This window comes from Tautonia plasticadhaerens, assembly GCF_007752535.1.
Lineage (GTDB): Bacteria > Planctomycetota > Planctomycetia > Isosphaerales > Isosphaeraceae > Tautonia > Tautonia plasticadhaerens.
Window position 1 is genome coordinate 6956434 of the sequence record NZ_CP036426.1, and the last position, 16505, is coordinate 6972938.

At 71.2% G+C, this 16505-nt stretch carries 15 protein-coding genes and 1 tRNA gene; 8 read left to right on the forward strand and 8 right to left on the reverse strand.

Annotation, left to right across the window (positions count from 1 at the left end; translation table 11 throughout):
• Positions 1-7 precede the first annotated feature (7 nt).
• The 7 genes from ElP_RS27740 (at position 8) to ElP_RS27765 (ending at position 6684) form a co-directional block, all read left to right on the forward strand.
• Positions 8-895 (forward strand): PIG-L deacetylase family protein, encoded by an 888-nt coding sequence (locus ElP_RS27740; RefSeq protein WP_145275774.1) that lies wholly within the window; start codon positions 8-10, stop codon positions 893-895.
• A 49-nt stretch (positions 896-944) separates the two neighbouring features.
• On the forward strand, positions 945-1283 hold the full coding sequence (locus ElP_RS27745; protein WP_145275776.1) for a hypothetical protein: 339 nt from the start codon (positions 945-947) through the stop codon (positions 1281-1283).
• 1 nt (position 1284) lies between these two features.
• Entirely contained in the window at positions 1285-3336 is a 2052-nt protein-coding gene (locus ElP_RS27750) for a GDSL-type esterase/lipase family protein (protein ID WP_145275778.1), read from the forward strand.
• A gap of 131 nt (positions 3337-3467) precedes the next feature.
• Positions 3468-5441 (forward strand): carbon-nitrogen hydrolase family protein, encoded by a 1974-nt coding sequence (locus tag ElP_RS27755; RefSeq protein WP_145275780.1) that lies wholly within the window; start codon positions 3468-3470, stop codon positions 5439-5441.
• Positions 5442-5635: 194 nt separating this feature from the next.
• Positions 5636-6004 carry a cupin domain-containing protein gene (locus ElP_RS27760; protein ID WP_145275782.1) on the forward strand — a complete coding sequence of 123 codons (369 nt, stop codon included), beginning with the start codon at positions 5636-5638 and terminating at the stop codon, positions 6002-6004.
• 134 nt (positions 6005-6138) lie between these two features.
• Complete coding sequence (locus ElP_RS40795) at positions 6139-6267, forward strand: hypothetical protein (RefSeq protein WP_261344387.1); 129 nt, start codon at positions 6139-6141, stop codon at positions 6265-6267.
• A 63-nt stretch (positions 6268-6330) separates the two neighbouring features.
• Positions 6331-6684, forward strand: coding sequence for an FG-GAP repeat domain-containing protein (locus ElP_RS27765; protein WP_145275784.1), 354 nt, complete (start codon positions 6331-6333; stop codon positions 6682-6684).
• A gap of 414 nt (positions 6685-7098) precedes the next feature.
• Here the strand turns inward: ElP_RS27765 and ElP_RS37440 are convergent.
• Positions 7099-7186 (reverse strand) — tRNA-OTHER (locus tag ElP_RS37440).
• Between the two features lie 571 nt (positions 7187-7757).
• On the opposite strand from ElP_RS37440, the gene ElP_RS27770 reads away from it, so the two are divergent.
• The gene (locus ElP_RS27770) at positions 7758-9227 is read left to right on the forward strand and encodes a protein adenylyltransferase SelO (protein WP_231749288.1); all 1470 of its coding nucleotides are present in this window, start codon (positions 7758-7760) and stop codon (positions 9225-9227) included.
• Between the two features lie 135 nt (positions 9228-9362).
• On the opposite strand, the gene ElP_RS27775 is transcribed toward ElP_RS27770, so the two are convergent.
• The 7 genes from ElP_RS27775 to ElP_RS27805 form a co-directional block, all read right to left on the reverse strand.
• Positions 9363-10241, reverse strand: a complete 879-nt coding sequence (locus ElP_RS27775; protein ID WP_145275788.1) for an alpha/beta fold hydrolase — start codon at positions 10239-10241, stop codon at positions 9363-9365.
• Complete coding sequence (locus ElP_RS27780) at positions 10238-10819, reverse strand: class I SAM-dependent methyltransferase (RefSeq protein WP_145275790.1); 582 nt, start codon at positions 10817-10819, stop codon at positions 10238-10240. The genes ElP_RS27775 and ElP_RS27780 overlap by 4 nt, the downstream gene beginning before the upstream one ends.
• 459 nt (positions 10820-11278) lie before the next feature.
• Positions 11279-11500, reverse strand: a complete 222-nt coding sequence (locus ElP_RS27785) for a hypothetical protein (RefSeq protein ID WP_145275792.1) — start codon at positions 11498-11500, stop codon at positions 11279-11281.
• 72 nt (positions 11501-11572) lie between these two features.
• A complete protein-coding gene (locus ElP_RS27790; RefSeq protein WP_145275794.1) occupies positions 11573-13495 on the reverse strand; it encodes a CRTAC1 family protein in 1923 nt (640 codons plus the stop codon).
• Positions 13496-13566: 71 nt separating this feature from the next.
• Positions 13567-14367, reverse strand: coding sequence for a hypothetical protein (locus ElP_RS27795; RefSeq protein WP_145275796.1), 801 nt, complete (start codon positions 14365-14367; stop codon positions 13567-13569).
• Positions 14368-14654: 287 nt separating this feature from the next.
• Positions 14655-14891, reverse strand: a complete 237-nt coding sequence (locus ElP_RS27800) for a hypothetical protein (RefSeq protein WP_145275798.1) — start codon at positions 14889-14891, stop codon at positions 14655-14657.
• Between the two features lie 118 nt (positions 14892-15009).
• Entirely contained in the window at positions 15010-16113 is a 1104-nt protein-coding gene (locus ElP_RS27805) for a DUF1559 family PulG-like putative transporter (RefSeq protein WP_145275800.1), read from the reverse strand.
• Positions 16114-16505: the final 392 nt, after the last annotated feature.

Consider the following 16505-nt stretch of genomic DNA (forward strand, 5'->3'; position numbering starts at 1 on the left):
GGCCGCCATGGCGGGACCACCGCCGCGAATCCTGCTCATCGGCGCCCACCCGGATGACGCCGACATCAAGGCCGGCGGGACGGCGGCCAAATGGGCCTCGCTCGGCTTCGTCGTCCGCCTGGTGAGCCTGACCGACGGCCGGGCCGGGCACCACGAGACGCACGGCGAGCCGCTCGCCCTTCGCCGCCGGGCCGAGGCGCAGGCGGCCGCCGCGGTTATCGGCGTGACCTACGAGGTGCTCGACCACCCCGACGGCGAGCTGGACGATCGCCTGGAATATCGCCTCGACCTGATCCGCCGGATCCGGTCCTTCCGCCCCGACCTGATCGTCACGCATCGATCGACGGACTATCACCCCGACCATCGCTTCGCCGGGCTGCTCGTCCAGGATGCCTCGTACCTCGTCACCGTGCCCGCGATCTGCCCCGACGTGCCGCACCTGCCGACCAGCCCCGTGATCCTCTATTTCTCCGACGCCTTCAGGCGGCCGTGCCCCTTCGAGCCGCACGTCGTCGTCGACATCGGGGACGAGCTGGACCGCCTCGTGGCCATGCTGCACTGCCACCGGTCTCAGTTCTACGAATGGCTTCCCTTCAACGCCGGCCACCCCGGCGAGGTGCCGGAGGGGGACGACCTCCGCCGCGAGTGGCTGGCAGGTCGCATCCGACGCCGCATCGAGCCGCTCGCCGACCGCCATCGCGACTTGGTCGTCCGGACCTACGACCCCGGCCGGGGCGGGCAGATCCGCTACATCGAGGCGTTCGAGGTGTCGGAGTTCGGCGCGCCGCTGGACGCCGGGGCCCGCGCCCGCCTCTTCCCCTTCCTGCCCGCCTCGTCCTCCGCCACCTCGCCGTTCGAGCGGAAGGAGTGGGTCGACGTCCCCGACGCGCCATGACCCGGCACCCCCCGATCGACCACACGCACCAGAGGACTCGGAGATCATCATGCCACGGACCACCCGAAGACGCTTCTTCGAGGAGTCGATGATCGCGGCGGCGACGGCCGTCTCCGCCGGCTCGTACGGGCGGAGGCTGCGGGCCCAGGCCCCGGGGCGAGGCTCGCCCAACGACAGGATCCGGCACGCGGTGATCGGCTGTCGGATCCGCGGTCGCGTGCACGCCGACCAGTTCGGCCGGCAGGAGGGGGACGGGGTCGCCTACGTCGGCCCGCTCCCGCGCATCGATCCCGATCGGGAGTCGCTCTCGGGTGCCCCGGAGGCCGACGCCCTGCTGACCCGAGAATACCGCCGGCCCTTCGTGGTGCCGAACGAGCGCGAGGTCTGACATGACGAGCCCGAGACGAGCGCCTTTCGTCGCGGCCTGCCTTCTGGTCGGCTCCGCCCTGGCCGGGGGAACGGGTCGGGCGACCGCCCGGGGGGACGAGCCCGGCTGGCGTGAGGCCATGGCGAAGGTCCACGACCGATTCACCGGAACGCCGGGGACCTTCGCGCACTTCGGCGACTCGATCACCGTGAGCCTCGCGTTCTGGTCCCCCCTGCCGCACGAGCGCCGGAATGCTTCGCCCGAATTGGAGCGGGCCTACCGGCTCGTCGAGGACCGGATGCGTCCCGAGTGCTGGCGGGACTGGAAGGGGCCGGAGTTCGGCAACGAGGGTGGGAGGGCGGTCGGCTGGGCCGAGGAGAACGTGGATGCCTGGCTCCAGACGCTCAACCCCGAGGTGGCGCTGCTCATGTTCGGCACGAACGACCTTGGCCAGCTCCGCCCGGTAGACTACGCGCGTGGGCTCCGGTCCGTCGTCCGGCGCTGCCTCGACAACGGGACGGTCGTGCTCCTGAGCACGATCCCGCCCCGTCACGGCCTCGCGGCCGAGGCTGCGGCCTTCTCCGAGGGCGCCCGAGAGGTGGCCCGGGATCTGTCCGTCCCGCTCGTCGACTACCACGCCGAGATCCTCCGGCGACGCCCCGACGACTGGGACGGGGCCTCCGAGGCGTTCCGGCAGTACGAGGGCTACGACGTGCCGACGCCGCTGGCACGAGACGGCGTCCACCCCAGCGCCCCGGATCGATTCCGCGGCGACTACTCCGAGGAGGCGTTGCGCAATCATGGCTACAACCTGCGGAACGCCGTCGTGCTCATAGCCTATGCCGGGGTCCTCGAGGCGCTTGCCGCGCCGCGGCAGGCCGACGCGCCGGCGGACGAGGCCGCCCAACGTCCGTGGTTCCCCCAGGCGCCTCCGCTGCCGCCCCCGGCGGGCGAGGTGATCCGCGTCTCGGATGTCGCAGGGCTCCACGAGGCCGCCCGTCGCGTGACGCCGGGCGGCACGATCCTGCTCGCCGACGGCGTCTACCCCGTGACCGAGACCGTGGTCGTCGCCACCGACGGCGTGACCCTGCGCGGCGCATCCGGCAGTCGGCGGCGCGTGGTGCTCGACGGCGGCGGTACGCTCGGAGAGCTGCTCACGCTCCGATCCTGCTCCGACGTGACCATCGCCGACCTGACCGTCCGCAACGTCCGCTGGAACGGGATCAAGCTCGACACCGACACCGGGGTGCAGCGGGCGACCATCCGGAACTGCATCCTCCGGAACATCTGGCAGCGCGCCATCAAGGGGGTGAAGGTCCCCGAGGACGGCCGGGAGGCGACCCGGCCGCGCGGCTGCGTGATCGAGTATTGCCTGTTCGTGAACGACCGTGCCAAGCGGTTCGAGGACGACCCGGCCGACACGCCGCAGACCTTCGATGGGAACTACGTCGGCGGGATCGACGTGATGTACCCGAGCGACTGGGCGATCCGCGACAACGTCTTCCTCGGAATCCGGGGCCGCACCGGGAGCGGCCGGGGGGCGATCTTCCTCTGGCACGACGCCCGCGACTGCGTCGTCGAGCGGAACGTGATCGTGGACTGCGACTCGGGCATCTGCCTGGGCAACTCGCACAAGCCGGACGACGTCGAAGTCCACTGCACCGGCGTGGTCGTGCGGAACAACATGCTCTGCCGCGTGCCCGAGAACGGCATCCTGGCGGACGACACGCGCGATTGCTCGATCCTCCACAACACGGTCCACGACCCCCGCAGCCGCCTCGGCCGGCTGATCCGCGTGGTCCACGGCAACGACCGCCTCCGGGTCGTCAACAACCTGCTCAGCGGGCCCCCGCCTCGCGTCGAATCCGGGAGTGCGATCACGATGAGGGGAAACCTGATCGGGGAGTTCACCGCCTCCTTCGTCGCCCCGGGGGAGGGGAACCTACGGCTGACCGCCGCGGCCACCGACGCCATCGACGGGGCCTCCCCCGTGCCCGAGGTGACCGCGGACATCGATCGGAACCCGCGCGACGAGGCCCCGGACGTCGGCGCCCACGAATACACCGGCCCTTGACGCGTCGATCCCGGGCCGACGTACGAATCTCCTGATCAGATCCGCCGGGCCGTCTGGCCGCACCGGCGGGTGCCCGAATGACCCTGATCGAGACACCGAGGTGACCGATGCGAGACAGGAGCCGGGGTCGAATGGGACGTCCGTCGATCGCGCGGTGCTTCGTGGCGGCGGCCGCCCTGCTGGCCGCGACCCCCGGGGCCCTGCCCGCCCGGCCGGGCGACGGGGGGGACGGCGTGCGCTTCCGCGAGGGCTTCGATGACGACCGCCTGCCCGATGGCGGCTGGTACGACGGCCGGGAGTTCGTCATCGCCGGGGAGGAGGCCCGGTCGGGCGACGGCTGCATCGCTTACCACTGGGAGCCGGGCACGACGACGCCCGAGGGCTCACCCGCCCTGCGGCGCCTCTTCGAGCCGACGGAGGCCGTCTACGTGCGGTTCTTCCTCAAGCTCTCGGAGGGCTGGGGCTGGTCCGGGCGGCCCTACCACCCCCACCTGATCCAGCTCCTGACGACCGAGAACGGGAAATACCAAGGCCCGGCCGCGAGCCGCCTGACGGTCTACGTCGAGCCGCAGGAGGGCCGGCTCCGCCTCGCGGCCCAGGACATCGAGAACCGGGACGCGCCCCACGGCCCGACCCAGGGCCCGCTCCGCGGGGGCGTCAACGGATCGTTCTTCGACAGCGAGGAGACACTCTTCACCGACGACGCCTGGCACTGCGTCGAGGCGCAGTTCCGCCTGAACACCCTCGACCTCGAGCGGGATCGACCCAACGCGGACGGCGTCGTCCGCGCCTGGTTTGACGGGGAGCTCGTCGTCGATCGCTCCGACGTCGTCCTCCGCTCGACCGACTTCCCGGGGATGGAATTCAACCAGATCCTGCTGGCGCCCTACTTCGGCCCCGGCCTGCTGCCGCACGAGCAGACGCTCCGGATCGACGAGCTGGTCGTCGGGACGAGGCGCCCGGAGGACGACCCGGCCGCGGATCGGTCCCGAAACGGCCGCGCGTCGATGCGCGTGGCCGCAGCCCAGCCGGGGAACCGGACGATCGACTTCCACCTAGAGCCCGCGGAGGTCCTCGCCCGGGTCGATCGCTCGCTCTCGGAGCTGGAGCGGCTCGTCCACGAGGCCGGGGACGCCGGCTGCGACGCCCTGGCCTTCCCCGAGGACACCCTGGGGCTGCTCAACTGGGAGGCGGCACACCCTGAGGCCCTCGATGCCGTCCTCCCCGAAGCGGTGAGCCGCATGCTCGACCGGCTCGGCCGGGCGGCGGCGGGGCACCGCATGTACCTGGTCCTCTGCAGCGACGCCATCGACCAGGACGGCCGCACGTACAACACCGCGTTCCTGCTCGGCCGCGACGGGGACGAGATCGGCCGCTACCGCAAGGTCAACCTGCCGCTGACCGAGCAGTCCCGCGCGCGGGGCGACGAGTTCCCGGTCTTCCCCACGCCGGACCTGGGGGCGGTCGGCATGCTGATCTGCTACGACATGATCTTCCCCGAGGCGGCGCGCTGCCTGGCGCTGCAGGGGGCCGACGTCGTGGTCCACCCGACGCTCGGCGGGGCCGCCTTCGGCGACGACGACATCAGCCTGGCCGCCTTCCGCACGCGGGCCGCCGAGAACTTCGTCTACCTGGTCGTGGCGATGCGAGGCCAGGGCAGCATGGTCATCTCGCCGCGGGGCAGGGTCCTCGCCACCGCCGAGGGGGCCGACGCGCTGGCGATCGCCGACATCGACCCGTGGGGCGGGCGTGAGGGCGGGGACGCCTTCAACACCCAGGCCGACCTGCGCGGTCGCCTGTTCCGCGAGCGGGTCCCCGGCGCCTACGGCCTCCTGACCGAGCCCGAGCCGCCGGTGCTCGCGAAGGTGCCGTCGAACGTGACCGCGGAGGAGGCCATCCGGATCATGGCCACCGTGCTCACCACCGGCGAGGAGCGGTTCAACCGGGCGAACGAGCTCGCCCGTTCGGGCGACACGGAGGAGGCGATCCGGCTTTTCGAGCGCCTCTGCGAAGATTGCCCCACGTCCTGGATCGAGCGGGCCGCGCGGGCGAGGATCGAATCGCTCCGCCCGCCTGCCCCGGTCGGGACGCACGAGGACCCCTGAACGACCGTGGCGGCCGGCTCGGCGCGCGGATACGCTGGGGGCGGGCTCGCCTCGGTGGCGCTCCCCGGCCGACGAGGCCCGGTCGCACCGGGTGGGTCGTCCGGCGACCCGACGACCGCGGATGAGTCACCCCGACCGAGGGCCCGGACCCGCACCTTCGTCGGGACGGGCGTGGGGCGGGGTAGGGAGGAGCCATGAGCCGGGACGACGACCGGGCGCCTCGCCCGCATGTGGCCGAGTTCGCCGCGATCCCCGCGGTCCGCTGCCCGTGCGGCTGGGCCCGGAGGGCCTTCGGCGACGTGCCCGGCGCCCCGGCCAGCCTGCACCGCGTGGAGATCGAGGACGACGCCCGCGCCCACTACCACCGCGACCACACCGAGATTTATTACGTCCTGGAGTGCGGTCCGGGGGCCGCGGTGGAGCTGGACGGCGAGTCGGTGGCGGTGCACCCGGGCGTCTCGGTGCTGATCCCGCCCGGGGTCCGGCACCGGGCCGTCGGACGCATGACCATCCTCAACGTCGTGGTCCCCCCCTTCGACCCGGGCGACGAGTGGTCCGACTGAACGCCCGCCCCCGCGTCCTGCCGGGGGTCCCGATCCGACCGAGAGGGCCTCGAGCGATGCCCGCACCGATCCGCAGGGGATAGTCGCACGCCCCGGCCGCGACCGCCGCGGCGCTCCTGCTGGGATGCGGCGGCGTGCAGGGGGGCCAGGTGTCGGCCCCGGTCGCTTTCGAGAAGCGGACGCTGGAGTCGGACGGCGATTACTGCGACGGCCTCGACGTCGGCGACAATGATCTCCTCACCGGCCTCGACGCCCACGGCTGATGCCTGGCCTGGTTCGAGCAGGTCCTTGAGGGGGGTGAGATCACGGTCCGTCGGCACCCGATCATGGACGACCGCTCCGAGGAACGCCGCCATGGGGTGGCGTTCTCCCAGCCGCACGCCATGGCGATGGCGGACATCGACGGCGACGGCCTGACCGACCTCGTGACCGGTAAGCGCCGCTGGGCGCACGGCCCGACCGGTGACGAGGAGCCAGGGGCCGATCCGGTGGTCTACTGGTTCCGGCCCTCCCGAGGGCCCGGCAGCTCGGTGCGAGACGAGCCCCACCTCATCGACGACGCCTCCGGGGTCGGCGTGCAGATCGCGGCGACCGACCTCGACGGCGACGGGACGCCCGATGTCCTTACCGCCTCCAAGCTGGGCACGTTCCTGTCCCTCAACCACCGGGCGGGGCGATGAGGGTGGCTCCGGGTCCGGGCCCCTGACGTTGGTGTCCCGGAGCCCGCCTCCCCGCGGGATGCACCGGATCGCCGGTGAGCGGGGCGGCCGACGACCTGCCGTGAGCGGGGCGGCCGATCCGCCTGTCGCGAGAGTTCCGACGTGACGCCGAAGGGGAAGGAAGGTCTGAGGGCAGGACCAGCCGGGCCACGCGTAGGCCGGCGACGGGGACCTCCCTGCGTTCGACGACCGCTCCACAGCAGGTCGGGGTCGACCTGAGAACCCTGCTGTGTACGCCTACCGGTCCGCCGACATGCGACGGGATACGACAAGACGAATATGATCCGGGCCGGTCCTGCGACCGGACCGGAATCGCCGAACGCCGCGTCCGGGACGCGGCGTTCGGCATAAGGATCACTGTCTCAACAGTTTGCTAGCGGAGGAGGTGGGATTCGAACCCACGGTACCGGTTGCCCGGTACACCGGTTTCCGAGACCGGCCCACGACGACCACCAAACACCGCGAATCACGACCTTTTCTCCATATGGTCACCTCACTGGAGGGCGCGCATACGCCTTCCCATACGCCTATTCTGCAGCCGACGTGGGCCAGTCCGTCACTCACGGCCCGGGCAACCTTCCCCGCGCTGACGCCGGCCTTCGTGGATGTCCCAGAATTGAGGTGACCCCCAGCCTTCCCCTACCCGGGGTCGCGAGGGCGGCTCGAACGGGGCTCCTTGCAGCTAACGCACAATTGCATGCGACCTGTCGATCCGAGCGAGAAGCCGCCGGAGAGGGGAGACGACCGAACGCCCTTCGGCATTTCGGACCGAAGCATGCAACGTGGCTGTGTCTCGGGGAGCGGTGACGCATTGGAGGTCTGGGAGGTACTGTCGCTCGATTTGGGGCGAGTCGATCCCTGAAGCGTCCGATCGAAGGCCTCCCCGCGCCGTGGCACCTCGGCGATCGAGGATTCGAGCGAGGCGCCGGGCTCGAACCCCAGACCGCCGATCCGCGTATGAGCGACTCATGACCCTTGCCCCGCTTGGTATCTGGGCTTCGGGAGGGTCGGCGGAGGAACGGATGGGTATTCCGATGGCATCGGTTGCAGACGAACGAGGACTGGGCTGGAGGTTCGACAACTCCTACGCGAGGCTGCCGGAGGACTTCTTCGTCCCGGCCACCCCCGCCGCGGTGCGGGAGCCTCGGGTGTCGATCCTCAACGACCGCCTGGCGGACGAACTCGGCCTCGACCTCGGGGCGATCACGACGGAGGCCGCCGCGGCCCTGTTCGCGGGCCAGGACCCGCCGGCCGGGAGCCGGCCGATCGCCCAGGCCTACGCCGGGCACCAGTTCGGCCACCTCACCATGCTCGGCGACGGCCGCGCCATTTTGCTGGGCGAGCACCGCACGCCCGACGGCCGGCTCGTCGACATCCAGTTCAAGGGGACGGGGCGGACGCGGTTCTCCCGCGGCGGGGACGGGCGGGCGGCGCTCGGGCCAATGCTGCGCGAGTACCTCATCAGCGAGGCCATGGCCGCCCTCGGCATCCCCACCACTCGGAGCCTCGCGGTCGTCACCACCGGCGAGCCGGTCTACCGGGAGACGGCCCGGCACGGGGCGGTCCTGACCCGCGTGGCCGCCAGCCACCTCCGCGTCGGGACCTTCCAGTACGCGGCGGCCCTCGAGGATGAGCCCGCCCTGCGGGCGCTGGCGGACTACGCGGTCGATCGCCATTATCCGGAGCTCGCCGACGCCTCGAGGAAGTACCTGGAGTTCTTCCGGGCGGTCGCGGACCGCCAGGCCTCACTGGTCGCCCGATGGCAGCTCGCCGGGTTCGTCCACGGGGTGATGAACACCGACAACATGGCGATCTCCGGAGAGACGATCGACTACGGGCCCTGCGCGTTCATGAACGCCTACGACCCGGGCACGGTGTTCAGCTCGATCGACCTCCATGGCCGGTACGCCTACGGCAACCAGCCGAAGATCGCCCGGTGGAACCTGGCCCGGTTCGCCGAGGCCCTGCTGCCGCTGCTCGACCCCGACCCGGAGGAGGCGGTCGCGGTCGCCACGGAGGTGCTGGACGACTTCGCTGTCCGGTTCGAGGAGAATTGGCTGGCCGGGATGCGCAAGAAGCTGGGGCTCCGGACGGACGAGGCGGGTGACGCCGAGCTGGTCCAATCGCTGCTCGGCTGGATGCAGGGATCCCGGGCCGACTTCACCAACACGTTCCGCGACCTGTCCGACGGGACTCCGGCCGGCGACCGGTACCAGGACCCGGGCTTCCAGGCCTGGTACGCACGGTGGCAGGAGCGGCTCTGCCGTGAAGGCCGATCGCTCGCCTCGACCAATGCCGTGATGCGCGCCGTCAACCCGGCGGTCATCCCTCGGAACCCGCGGGTGGAGGAGGCCCTGTCCGCCGCCGAGGATCGCGACGACATGGCGCCACTGCACCGACTGCTGACGGCGCTGGCGTCGCCGTATGAGGCGAGAGCGGAGCTGGCTGAGTACCGCGAGCCTCCTGCCGACGAGTGCGGCTACCGCACCTTCTGCGGGACGTAGGCGGACCGATGGTGATATCGGCACCGGGCCGCTCGATGGCCCGGCCGCACGAGGCTGTGCGCCCACCGGAGCGGTGGACGCGACAGCCACGGCGGGGCCCATGCGCCGACGCTTGGGCTTGACCCGCCGCATGGCTCAGGGACCGTGCCGGGGGGCTCCCAGGAAGTCGAGCAGCAGGCGATTGACCGCCTCGGGCTCCTCGTGGTGCAGCCAGTGCGTCGCCCCCTCGACCCATTCCAGCCGCCCCGCGTCGCAGAGGGCGAGGCTGGCCGGGGCCAGCCCCCGGGACAGGAAGCGGTCCCCCGGCCCCCAGAGCAGCAGCGTCGGCACGCGGACGCGCGGGTCGGCCGGCGGGACCGGCCGGTGCCGCACGGCGGCCCGATACCAGTGGATCATCGCGGTAATCGCCCCCGGCTCCGACCACGCCCGCCGGTATCGATCCAGATCCTCCTCGGCGAACGTCCCCGGGCGGCTCGTCGCCACCAGCGCCCGGGTCAGCGCCCGCCAGTTTCCCCTCCGGAAGTGGGCCTCGGGGACACGAGGCAGCTGGAAGAACAGGACGTACCAGCTCCGCAGGAGCTGGGACGGTTGCGTCCGGACGTGACGGCGGAAGGCCACCGGGTGCGGTGCGTTGAGGATCGCCAGCCGGTCGACGCGGTCCGGGTGCCTCAGCGCCGCCCACCAGGCGACCAGGCCTCCCCAGTCGTGGCCCACCAGCGACGCCCGCCGCCAGCCTCCCGCGTCGATCAGCCCGATGACGTCGGCCGCCAGCACGTCGAGGGCGTAGGCGGCGGTGCCCTCGGGCTTGTCGGAGGTGTTGTAGCCGCGCTGGTCGGGGGCCAGGACGCGGAACCCCGCGTCGGCCAGCGGGCCGATCTGGTGCCGCCAGCAGGACCACGGCTCGGGGAAGCCGTGCAGCAAGATCACGGGCGGGCCGTCCGTCGGCCCGGACTGGGCGACGTGCAGGGCGACGCCGTTCACGACCACCTCGGCATGCTGCGCGGCTTCGCTCATCGGCCGGCCTCCGGGGCGGGTCGCCGGGCGACGAGCCGCGCCTCGTGGCGGCCCTCGGGCGTCCAGCCCTCCTCGTCGTGCAGGACCTCCAGCCCCCGGATCAGGCCGGGCAGCTCGCCGTCGTCCAGCAGGTGCCTCGGGCCGGGCCGTTCGTGGCGGCGCAGGTTGGACCGGGTCGGGTGGGCGACCAGCAGAAGACCGCCCGGGTGCAAGGCCGTCGGGAGTCCGGCGAGCAGGGGGCGCCAGAGGAAGTCGACGCACACGATCAGGTCCCATGGCCCTTCGGGCGCCGGCCCGGCCTCCAGGTCGATCGTCACCGTCCGGAGCGGAAGGCCTTCCCGGTCGGCCCGCCCGGCGGCGATCTCCAACGCGACGCCGGAAAGGTCGGCCAGGGTGACGTCGAGGCCGCGCCGGGCCAGCCAGAGGGCGTGGCGGCCGGTGCCCCCGGCCACGTCCAGCGCCCGTCCCCGGTGCGGAAGCAGGCCGTCGAGCGACACGGCGAAGGGCGACGGCCCATGCTCCCTGCCGGCCTGCTCGCGGTGTCGGGCGTCCCAGCGGATTCGGTCGGCTTCGGCCATCGGCTCGGGCCCCCTCGACAGCGCCCCGGACATGACCGGGCGCAGGAGCACAGGAACGAGACACAACACCAGCAGGGTCCTCAGCCGGGGGACGTCCCGCCCCGTCCGCTTCTCGCCCGACCGGATCGCGACGATGATACGAGTCGACGTGTGCCCTGGCCCTTGGCTCCACAGGCCGCATCGGCCCCGACATGCAAAGCGACGGCCAGGGCATCGCCGAGTCGGAGCGGTGCGAGCCTCCCGAGGGCGGCCGACGTCTCGTTCATCGATCGACCAGGCGTCGTGGCTCGGCTTGCGCCGCTGCCGCTCCCGGTCGCCGCCGGGCGGGTCATCGCACAGGTCAGGCCCACGACGAGCAGGGTGACGTCCGCCGCGACGTCCCGGTCGAGAGGTCTGAAAGCGAATTCGGCGCCGTCACGACGGCGGCCGGGAACTCCATCCTCTCGGCCGAGAGGATGGTCAGCGTCCGCACCCCCGGCCGTTCCATGAGTCGCGTCGGACCGTCGGGTCGAGGGCGTCGGTGACCAGCAGGCCCTCGCCGTCGGACGTCAGGGTGCGGAAGGGCACCTCGGCCCGCCGGCCACCCCGGTGCGGGTAAGGCACGCCGATGTCGCGATCGGGGAGTCTCTCGATCTTGAGGCGCTCGGTCTGATCGGCCTGCGGCGTTTCGGACCGAAGCACGCAACGCGACCGTCGGCTACCAATGTCGACTCAATTACTTCCGGCTGACTCGCCGGCGCATTGGTGAGGGATTCAAGGCATGGCGACCGCCGCCACCTCGCCCTCCTCGTTGTCGGGCTCGAAGACCTCGTAGGTGGTGTTGGTCGCCAGTTGCTCCAGGGTGCTGACGGTGCCCGAAGGCCAACGGATCCTCAACCGGGCGACTTCCTCGACCGATCCAAGGCCGACCAGCAGGCGGGGATCGTTCGACGAGCACATGCTGGAGCCGGATTTGCGCTGGCGGGTGATGGTCCTCCCGCCGGCCTCGACCTCGACGCGGGCGCCGATCGCGTCGCGGTTGCTCCGGTCCCCGACCAGCTCCAGGCGGATCCAGGCGTGATTGCCCGGGGTGTCGTTGCGGAGGATGGCCGGGGCGCCGTCCCGATGGTTGACGACGATGTCGATGTCGCCGTCGTCGTCGAGGTCGCCGAACGCCGCGCCACGCCCGGCATGGCGGGAGGCGAAGTAGGGCCCCACTCCGAGGGTGGCGAGCTGGAACCGTCGCCCGACGCCGGGGGCGATCGCCCCCGAGTCGCCGACGGGGACGTTGCGGTGGAGCATCGGCGGCTGGAGATAGCTGAGCACCGGCGACAGTTCGTTGCGGTTGCTGTCGATGTGGCCGTTGGCCACGAAGCAATCGGGCCAGCCGTCGTTGTCGAAGTCGGCCAGGGCGCAGCCCCAGCCGACGTACGGCCGGCTGTCATCAACCAGGCCGACTTCCGCCGAGGAATCATGGAAGCCGGCCGGCGGGACTCCCCCGCGATCGGCGGTCGCCGACGTCGAGTCGGTCAGGTTCCGGTAAAGGGCGGTGTACTCGTACTGGAAGTTGGATGCCAGGAGCTCGGGCAGGCCGTCGCCGTCGCAGTCCTCGGCGTCGACCCCCATGCTCGCCTGCGGCCCGCCCGTGGCATCGAGCCCGGCCCCCGAGGTCTCGGTCGCGTCCTCGAACGTCCCGTCGCCCCTGTTGAGGAAGAGGAAATTCGGCCGCAAGTCGTTCACGACGTAGAGGTCGACCAGGACATCGCCGTTGAGATCGGCCGCCACGGCGCCGAAGCCGCGACCGTCGTCGCGGCCCAACCCCGCCTCGTCGGTCACGTCGGTGAACGTCCCCTCGCCGTCATTGCGGTAGAGCATATGCCTGGCCGTCGGGACACCGCCGGGCTGGCAGTAGATGGGGATCCGATCGGAACCGCAGGGCCTGGGAGTCCGCAGGAACTCGTAATCGCCGTAGTTGGCGACGAAGAGGTCCAGGTCGCCGTCTCCGTCGTAGTCGAGCATGACCCCGCCCATCGACCAGGCCGGCGCGTCGATCCCGGCGTCCCGGCTGACGTCCCGAAACGTGCCGTCGCCTTCGTTGAGGAAGAGGGCGTTCGGGCCGACGTTGCACAGGAAGAGGTCCTGGTCGCCGTCGTTGTCGACGTCCCCGGCGATGATCCCGTGGCAGAACCCGCGGAAGTCCAGGCCGGCCTCCGCGGTCACGTCCTCGAACATGCCACCGCCGAGGTTCTTGTAAAGCTTGTTCGGGCCGGCCTCGGCCGTCCCCAGCGGGAGGAAGGTGCAGGTGGCGAAGTAGAGGTCGAGTCGGCCGTCGCCGTCGTAGTCGACCATCGCCACGCCCGAGCCGAAGGCGGTCGGGAAGTACCGGTCGGCGGTCGTGCCGGAGACGTGGACGAAGTCAACCCCACTCCCCTCGAGGATGTCGGTAAACCGGAAGGGGCTGGGGGTCTTCGGCGTGGTCGCCAGCGAATCCGCCAGGCCGAGATACGCCATGCGATCGCTCAGGCCGAAGCGGAGTCCGATCTCCTCATGACTCGCCACGACGATCCGACCGGTCTGGGCCCCCGTCCCGGCCGGATCGTCGTTGGGGTTCGCCTCGCAACCGGCCATGACCAGCGTGAGGCCCGCGATCGCCCGGCATGAGGCCCCGCCTCGACTTCCCCGAGTCGACCAAGCCATGCAAGATGCCTCCGGGTCGTCGGGTTCACCCGACGACCATCAGGGTCCGCCCGGAGAGGCGGTGAATCGGCTCAGGCCTTCTCACTCCGGCTCGGCCCGGGGACCACCAGGGCCGCGCCGACCGCGGCGAGGCTCGCGACGAGGAGACGGGCCAGCAACCGGGGGAGCCACTCCAACGCCGTCGGCTCGAAGGTCCGGCCCAGCGGGAACGCCAAGGCGCCCACGATCTCGTAGATGGCCGCCCCGAGCGATGCGCCGACCAGGCCGCCGATCAGGCCCCTCGCCCCCTGGACGCGTCCTCCCCATCCCAGCCCGAACGCGAGGCCGCCTGCGGCGCCGATCGCCCCCCAGATCCCGGCGTGCATGAGCAGCGGCTGAACGAGTCCTTTCGGGATGAAGTCGGTATATGAGCGATAATAGAGCGTCACGAGGGCCAGGGCCGCCACCGTCCCCGCGACGGTACCCGAAACCAGTCCGACCAAAGCAGCGCGCAACCCCCGGGCGGCAGAGCGGCGGATTCGCCCGCCGGTCAGGCCCAGGGCCGCCCCGAGCATCGCCCCGAACAGCCCCGAGGAGAGGGCCACGTTCTTCACGGTGGCGGCCGCGCTCGCCGCGGGCGTGATCAACTCGGTCTCGACGCCGCTCCGGATGACCGCCGGCACGCGCTCGGGCTCGAAGACGCCCTCGGCCACCTCGCCGACAAGCCAGGAGACGGCCCCGACCGCCAGGCCAACGGCAAAGGTCAGCAGGAGGGCGGGACGGCCGAGGCCGGCCGGGGCCGGCCCGCCTCTCGGGGGCGAGCCCGGCAAGCCCCTCGACTCCTCGGAGATCTCCCCGGGAACAGGAGTCGGTTCGGGGGCTGATCCAGTCATGGTTCGCACGTCCCTCCCTTCGGCTTTGGATGCGGGATCAATCGCGGAGTGGTCCCCGCTCGCGACGAACGGTCGTCTCTCTGGGATGGAGATCGCCCGGCCCCTCCCGCGCCGGATGATGCTCGGTTTCACCCAACCCGGGACGCGACGGCGGATGGGTATCCGCCCGGGGCGCCGGTGGCGAGTGCCCCGACTCCTGCTGGGGCGGGAGGCGGGGGAGCCCCGCCGAACTGACTACCCCCCGAGTTCGGGGCCCGCTTACCGCTCCCGATCCGCACCGGCCCTCGTCAATTGGCACCGCCCCCCGGCGTCCGCTTCATCATCTCGGGCGACCAACTCTTGGGCCCGCCCTGTTCCATCATTTTCTTGAATGCGGGGTCGTTGAATCGCTCGCTTTCCTGGAGCCTCCGGGTCGGGGCCGGGATCTCGTCGAGGCCGGTCGCCGCCGCCGGCTCGCCCCCGCCGCAGCCGGATACGAGGCATGCCAGGGCGGCCGCCCCGGTCGCCGCACGCAGACAACGCATCGATTCGTCCTCCTTGGGAGGGGCTGGTCAACCCCCGGGCCCGGATTCGATCCGCCCCGTGTAAGGCGTCAGCCCCCCTATGTCGGAACGCCCCCGGGGCTTGCCCCGGCAGGCGAGATTAATAGGCGTCGGCCGAGATGACCTCGCCCCCCTTGCGTGAGCCCAGGGCCCACCAGGTCTCCTGGGCGATCGTGTCCTTCACAAATCGGACCGAGCCGTCGCCCATGCAGACGTTGACCCCGCCGGGGTGGTCGCTGGTCGCCGTGATCGCGGCGGCGAACCCCCCCTGGGAGCCATCGGCGGAGAAGTCGAACAGGCCCCCCTGCCTCCCAGTGCACGAGTCGCTGTTCGGGGTCATCACGTGGGTGTAGCCGGTGGTCGCGGTGCTGAAGCCCTGGGCCAGGGCCCAGGCCGCCCCGAAGGACTCCGCGCTCGATGGCTGCGTCCCGTTGGGGATGCTCTTGCACGCGGCGACGAACGATCGCAGATTCGCCACGTCGCCGGTGTCGTAGGTCAGGACGATCGAGTCGAGCTGGAACAGGGCCCGCTTGGCGGTATTCGACCCGGCGGGGGAGGGCGGGCCCGCGAAGATGAGGTGCTCGCTGAACAGCGCCGTGTTGCTGGTCCCGTCCCTCGCCGAGGCCAGGGAGGCCACGCCCGCGGTGCTGGGCACCCCGAAGGCCCCCTTGGAGGGGATGATCAGGCCGCTGCACGAGGCGAACTGAGCGGGGCCGCCGTAGTTCCCGGCATAATTGGTGCGGGCGAAGTCCCCCCCCGTGAGGAGCGTCGGCTGGGTGTTGATGCTCTCGGAGGGGCATAACATGGACGAGATGACCGTCAGGCCGACTGTCGTGTTCTGCCTGAAGTCCTGCCCGGTGAAGCTCCCCAGGTCGAGCGGGGGGACGTCGAAGTTGAGGGCATTGTAGAGGGCCTGCTGCTCGATGTGCGGCAGGATGGCGTCGGACCACGAGACATTCCACGCCCATCCGGCCCCCCAATTCGGCATCGAATAGGACGGGAAGACCTGATTCGAATCGATGTAATTGTGGACCGCCAGGCCGAGCTGCTTGAGGTTGTTGGTGCACTGGGCGCGTCGGGCCGCCTCGCGCGCCGCCTGGACGGCGGGCAGCAGCAGGGCGATCAGGACGCCGATGATGGCGATCACCACCAGCAGCTCGATCAACGTGAAGCCACGCCTCGTCGCTCCCGAGTTCCAAACCATCGGAGTGCCTCTTCGTCGTTTCGGGATCCAGGCAGGGACGCCGACCGCGACCACATCGGTTCCACGCCAGCCCGACCACCCAGTGGGGTCGGACGCGATTCTCGTATCGCGGGAGCGGCCAGGAATGTCCCATCGGCAAATATGAACGGCCCGTTGCCTTGTCGGGCCGGGAGGATAGGTGCGTAGATCACTTCTAGCAGGATTGTTATCCTGGGCCAAGGAGTAAACGGGGAGTTCATTGGAGTGATCCGGCATCCGAACTTCCTGGCCTGGCGCAGACCCATTGGCTCGGGCTTCGCCGGTTGGAAACCCCGAGGCCCCGGTCCGCTCGCGGAAGAAGACGGCATCGAGGACACACGCCCGATCGTGCAGACGTCGCTGGGATTCTGTTG

Bases quoted from the DNA above. Each gene is read 5' to 3' on its own strand.
- ElP_RS27740 (WP_145275774.1), top strand. From the start codon at position 8: ATGGCGGGACCACCGCCGCGAATCCTGCTCATCGGCGCCCACCCGGAT.
- ElP_RS27745 (WP_145275776.1), top strand. From the start codon at position 945: ATGCCACGGACCACCCGAAGACGCTTCTTCGAGGAGTCGATGATCGCG.
- ElP_RS27750 (WP_145275778.1), top strand. From the start codon at position 1,285: ATGACGAGCCCGAGACGAGCGCCTTTCGTCGCGGCCTGCCTTCTGGTC.
- ElP_RS27755 (WP_145275780.1), top strand. From the start codon at position 3,468: ATGGGACGTCCGTCGATCGCGCGGTGCTTCGTGGCGGCGGCCGCCCTG.
- ElP_RS27760 (WP_145275782.1), top strand. From the start codon at position 5,636: ATGAGCCGGGACGACGACCGGGCGCCTCGCCCGCATGTGGCCGAGTTC.
- ElP_RS27765 (WP_145275784.1), top strand. From the start codon at position 6,331: ATGGACGACCGCTCCGAGGAACGCCGCCATGGGGTGGCGTTCTCCCAG.
- ElP_RS27770 (WP_231749288.1), top strand. From the start codon at position 7,758: ATGGCATCGGTTGCAGACGAACGAGGACTGGGCTGGAGGTTCGACAAC.
- ElP_RS27775 (WP_145275788.1), bottom strand. From the start codon at position 10,241: ATGAGCGAAGCCGCGCAGCATGCCGAGGTGGTCGTGAACGGCGTCGCC.
- ElP_RS27780 (WP_145275790.1), bottom strand. From the start codon at position 10,819: ATGGCCGAAGCCGACCGAATCCGCTGGGACGCCCGACACCGCGAGCAG.
- ElP_RS27790 (WP_145275794.1), bottom strand. From the start codon at position 13,495: ATGGCTTGGTCGACTCGGGGAAGTCGAGGCGGGGCCTCATGCCGGGCG.
- ElP_RS27795 (WP_145275796.1), bottom strand. From the start codon at position 14,367: ATGACTGGATCAGCCCCCGAACCGACTCCTGTTCCCGGGGAGATCTCC.
- ElP_RS27800 (WP_145275798.1), bottom strand. From the start codon at position 14,891: ATGCGTTGTCTGCGTGCGGCGACCGGGGCGGCCGCCCTGGCATGCCTC.
- ElP_RS27805 (WP_145275800.1), bottom strand. From the start codon at position 16,113: ATGGTTTGGAACTCGGGAGCGACGAGGCGTGGCTTCACGTTGATCGAG.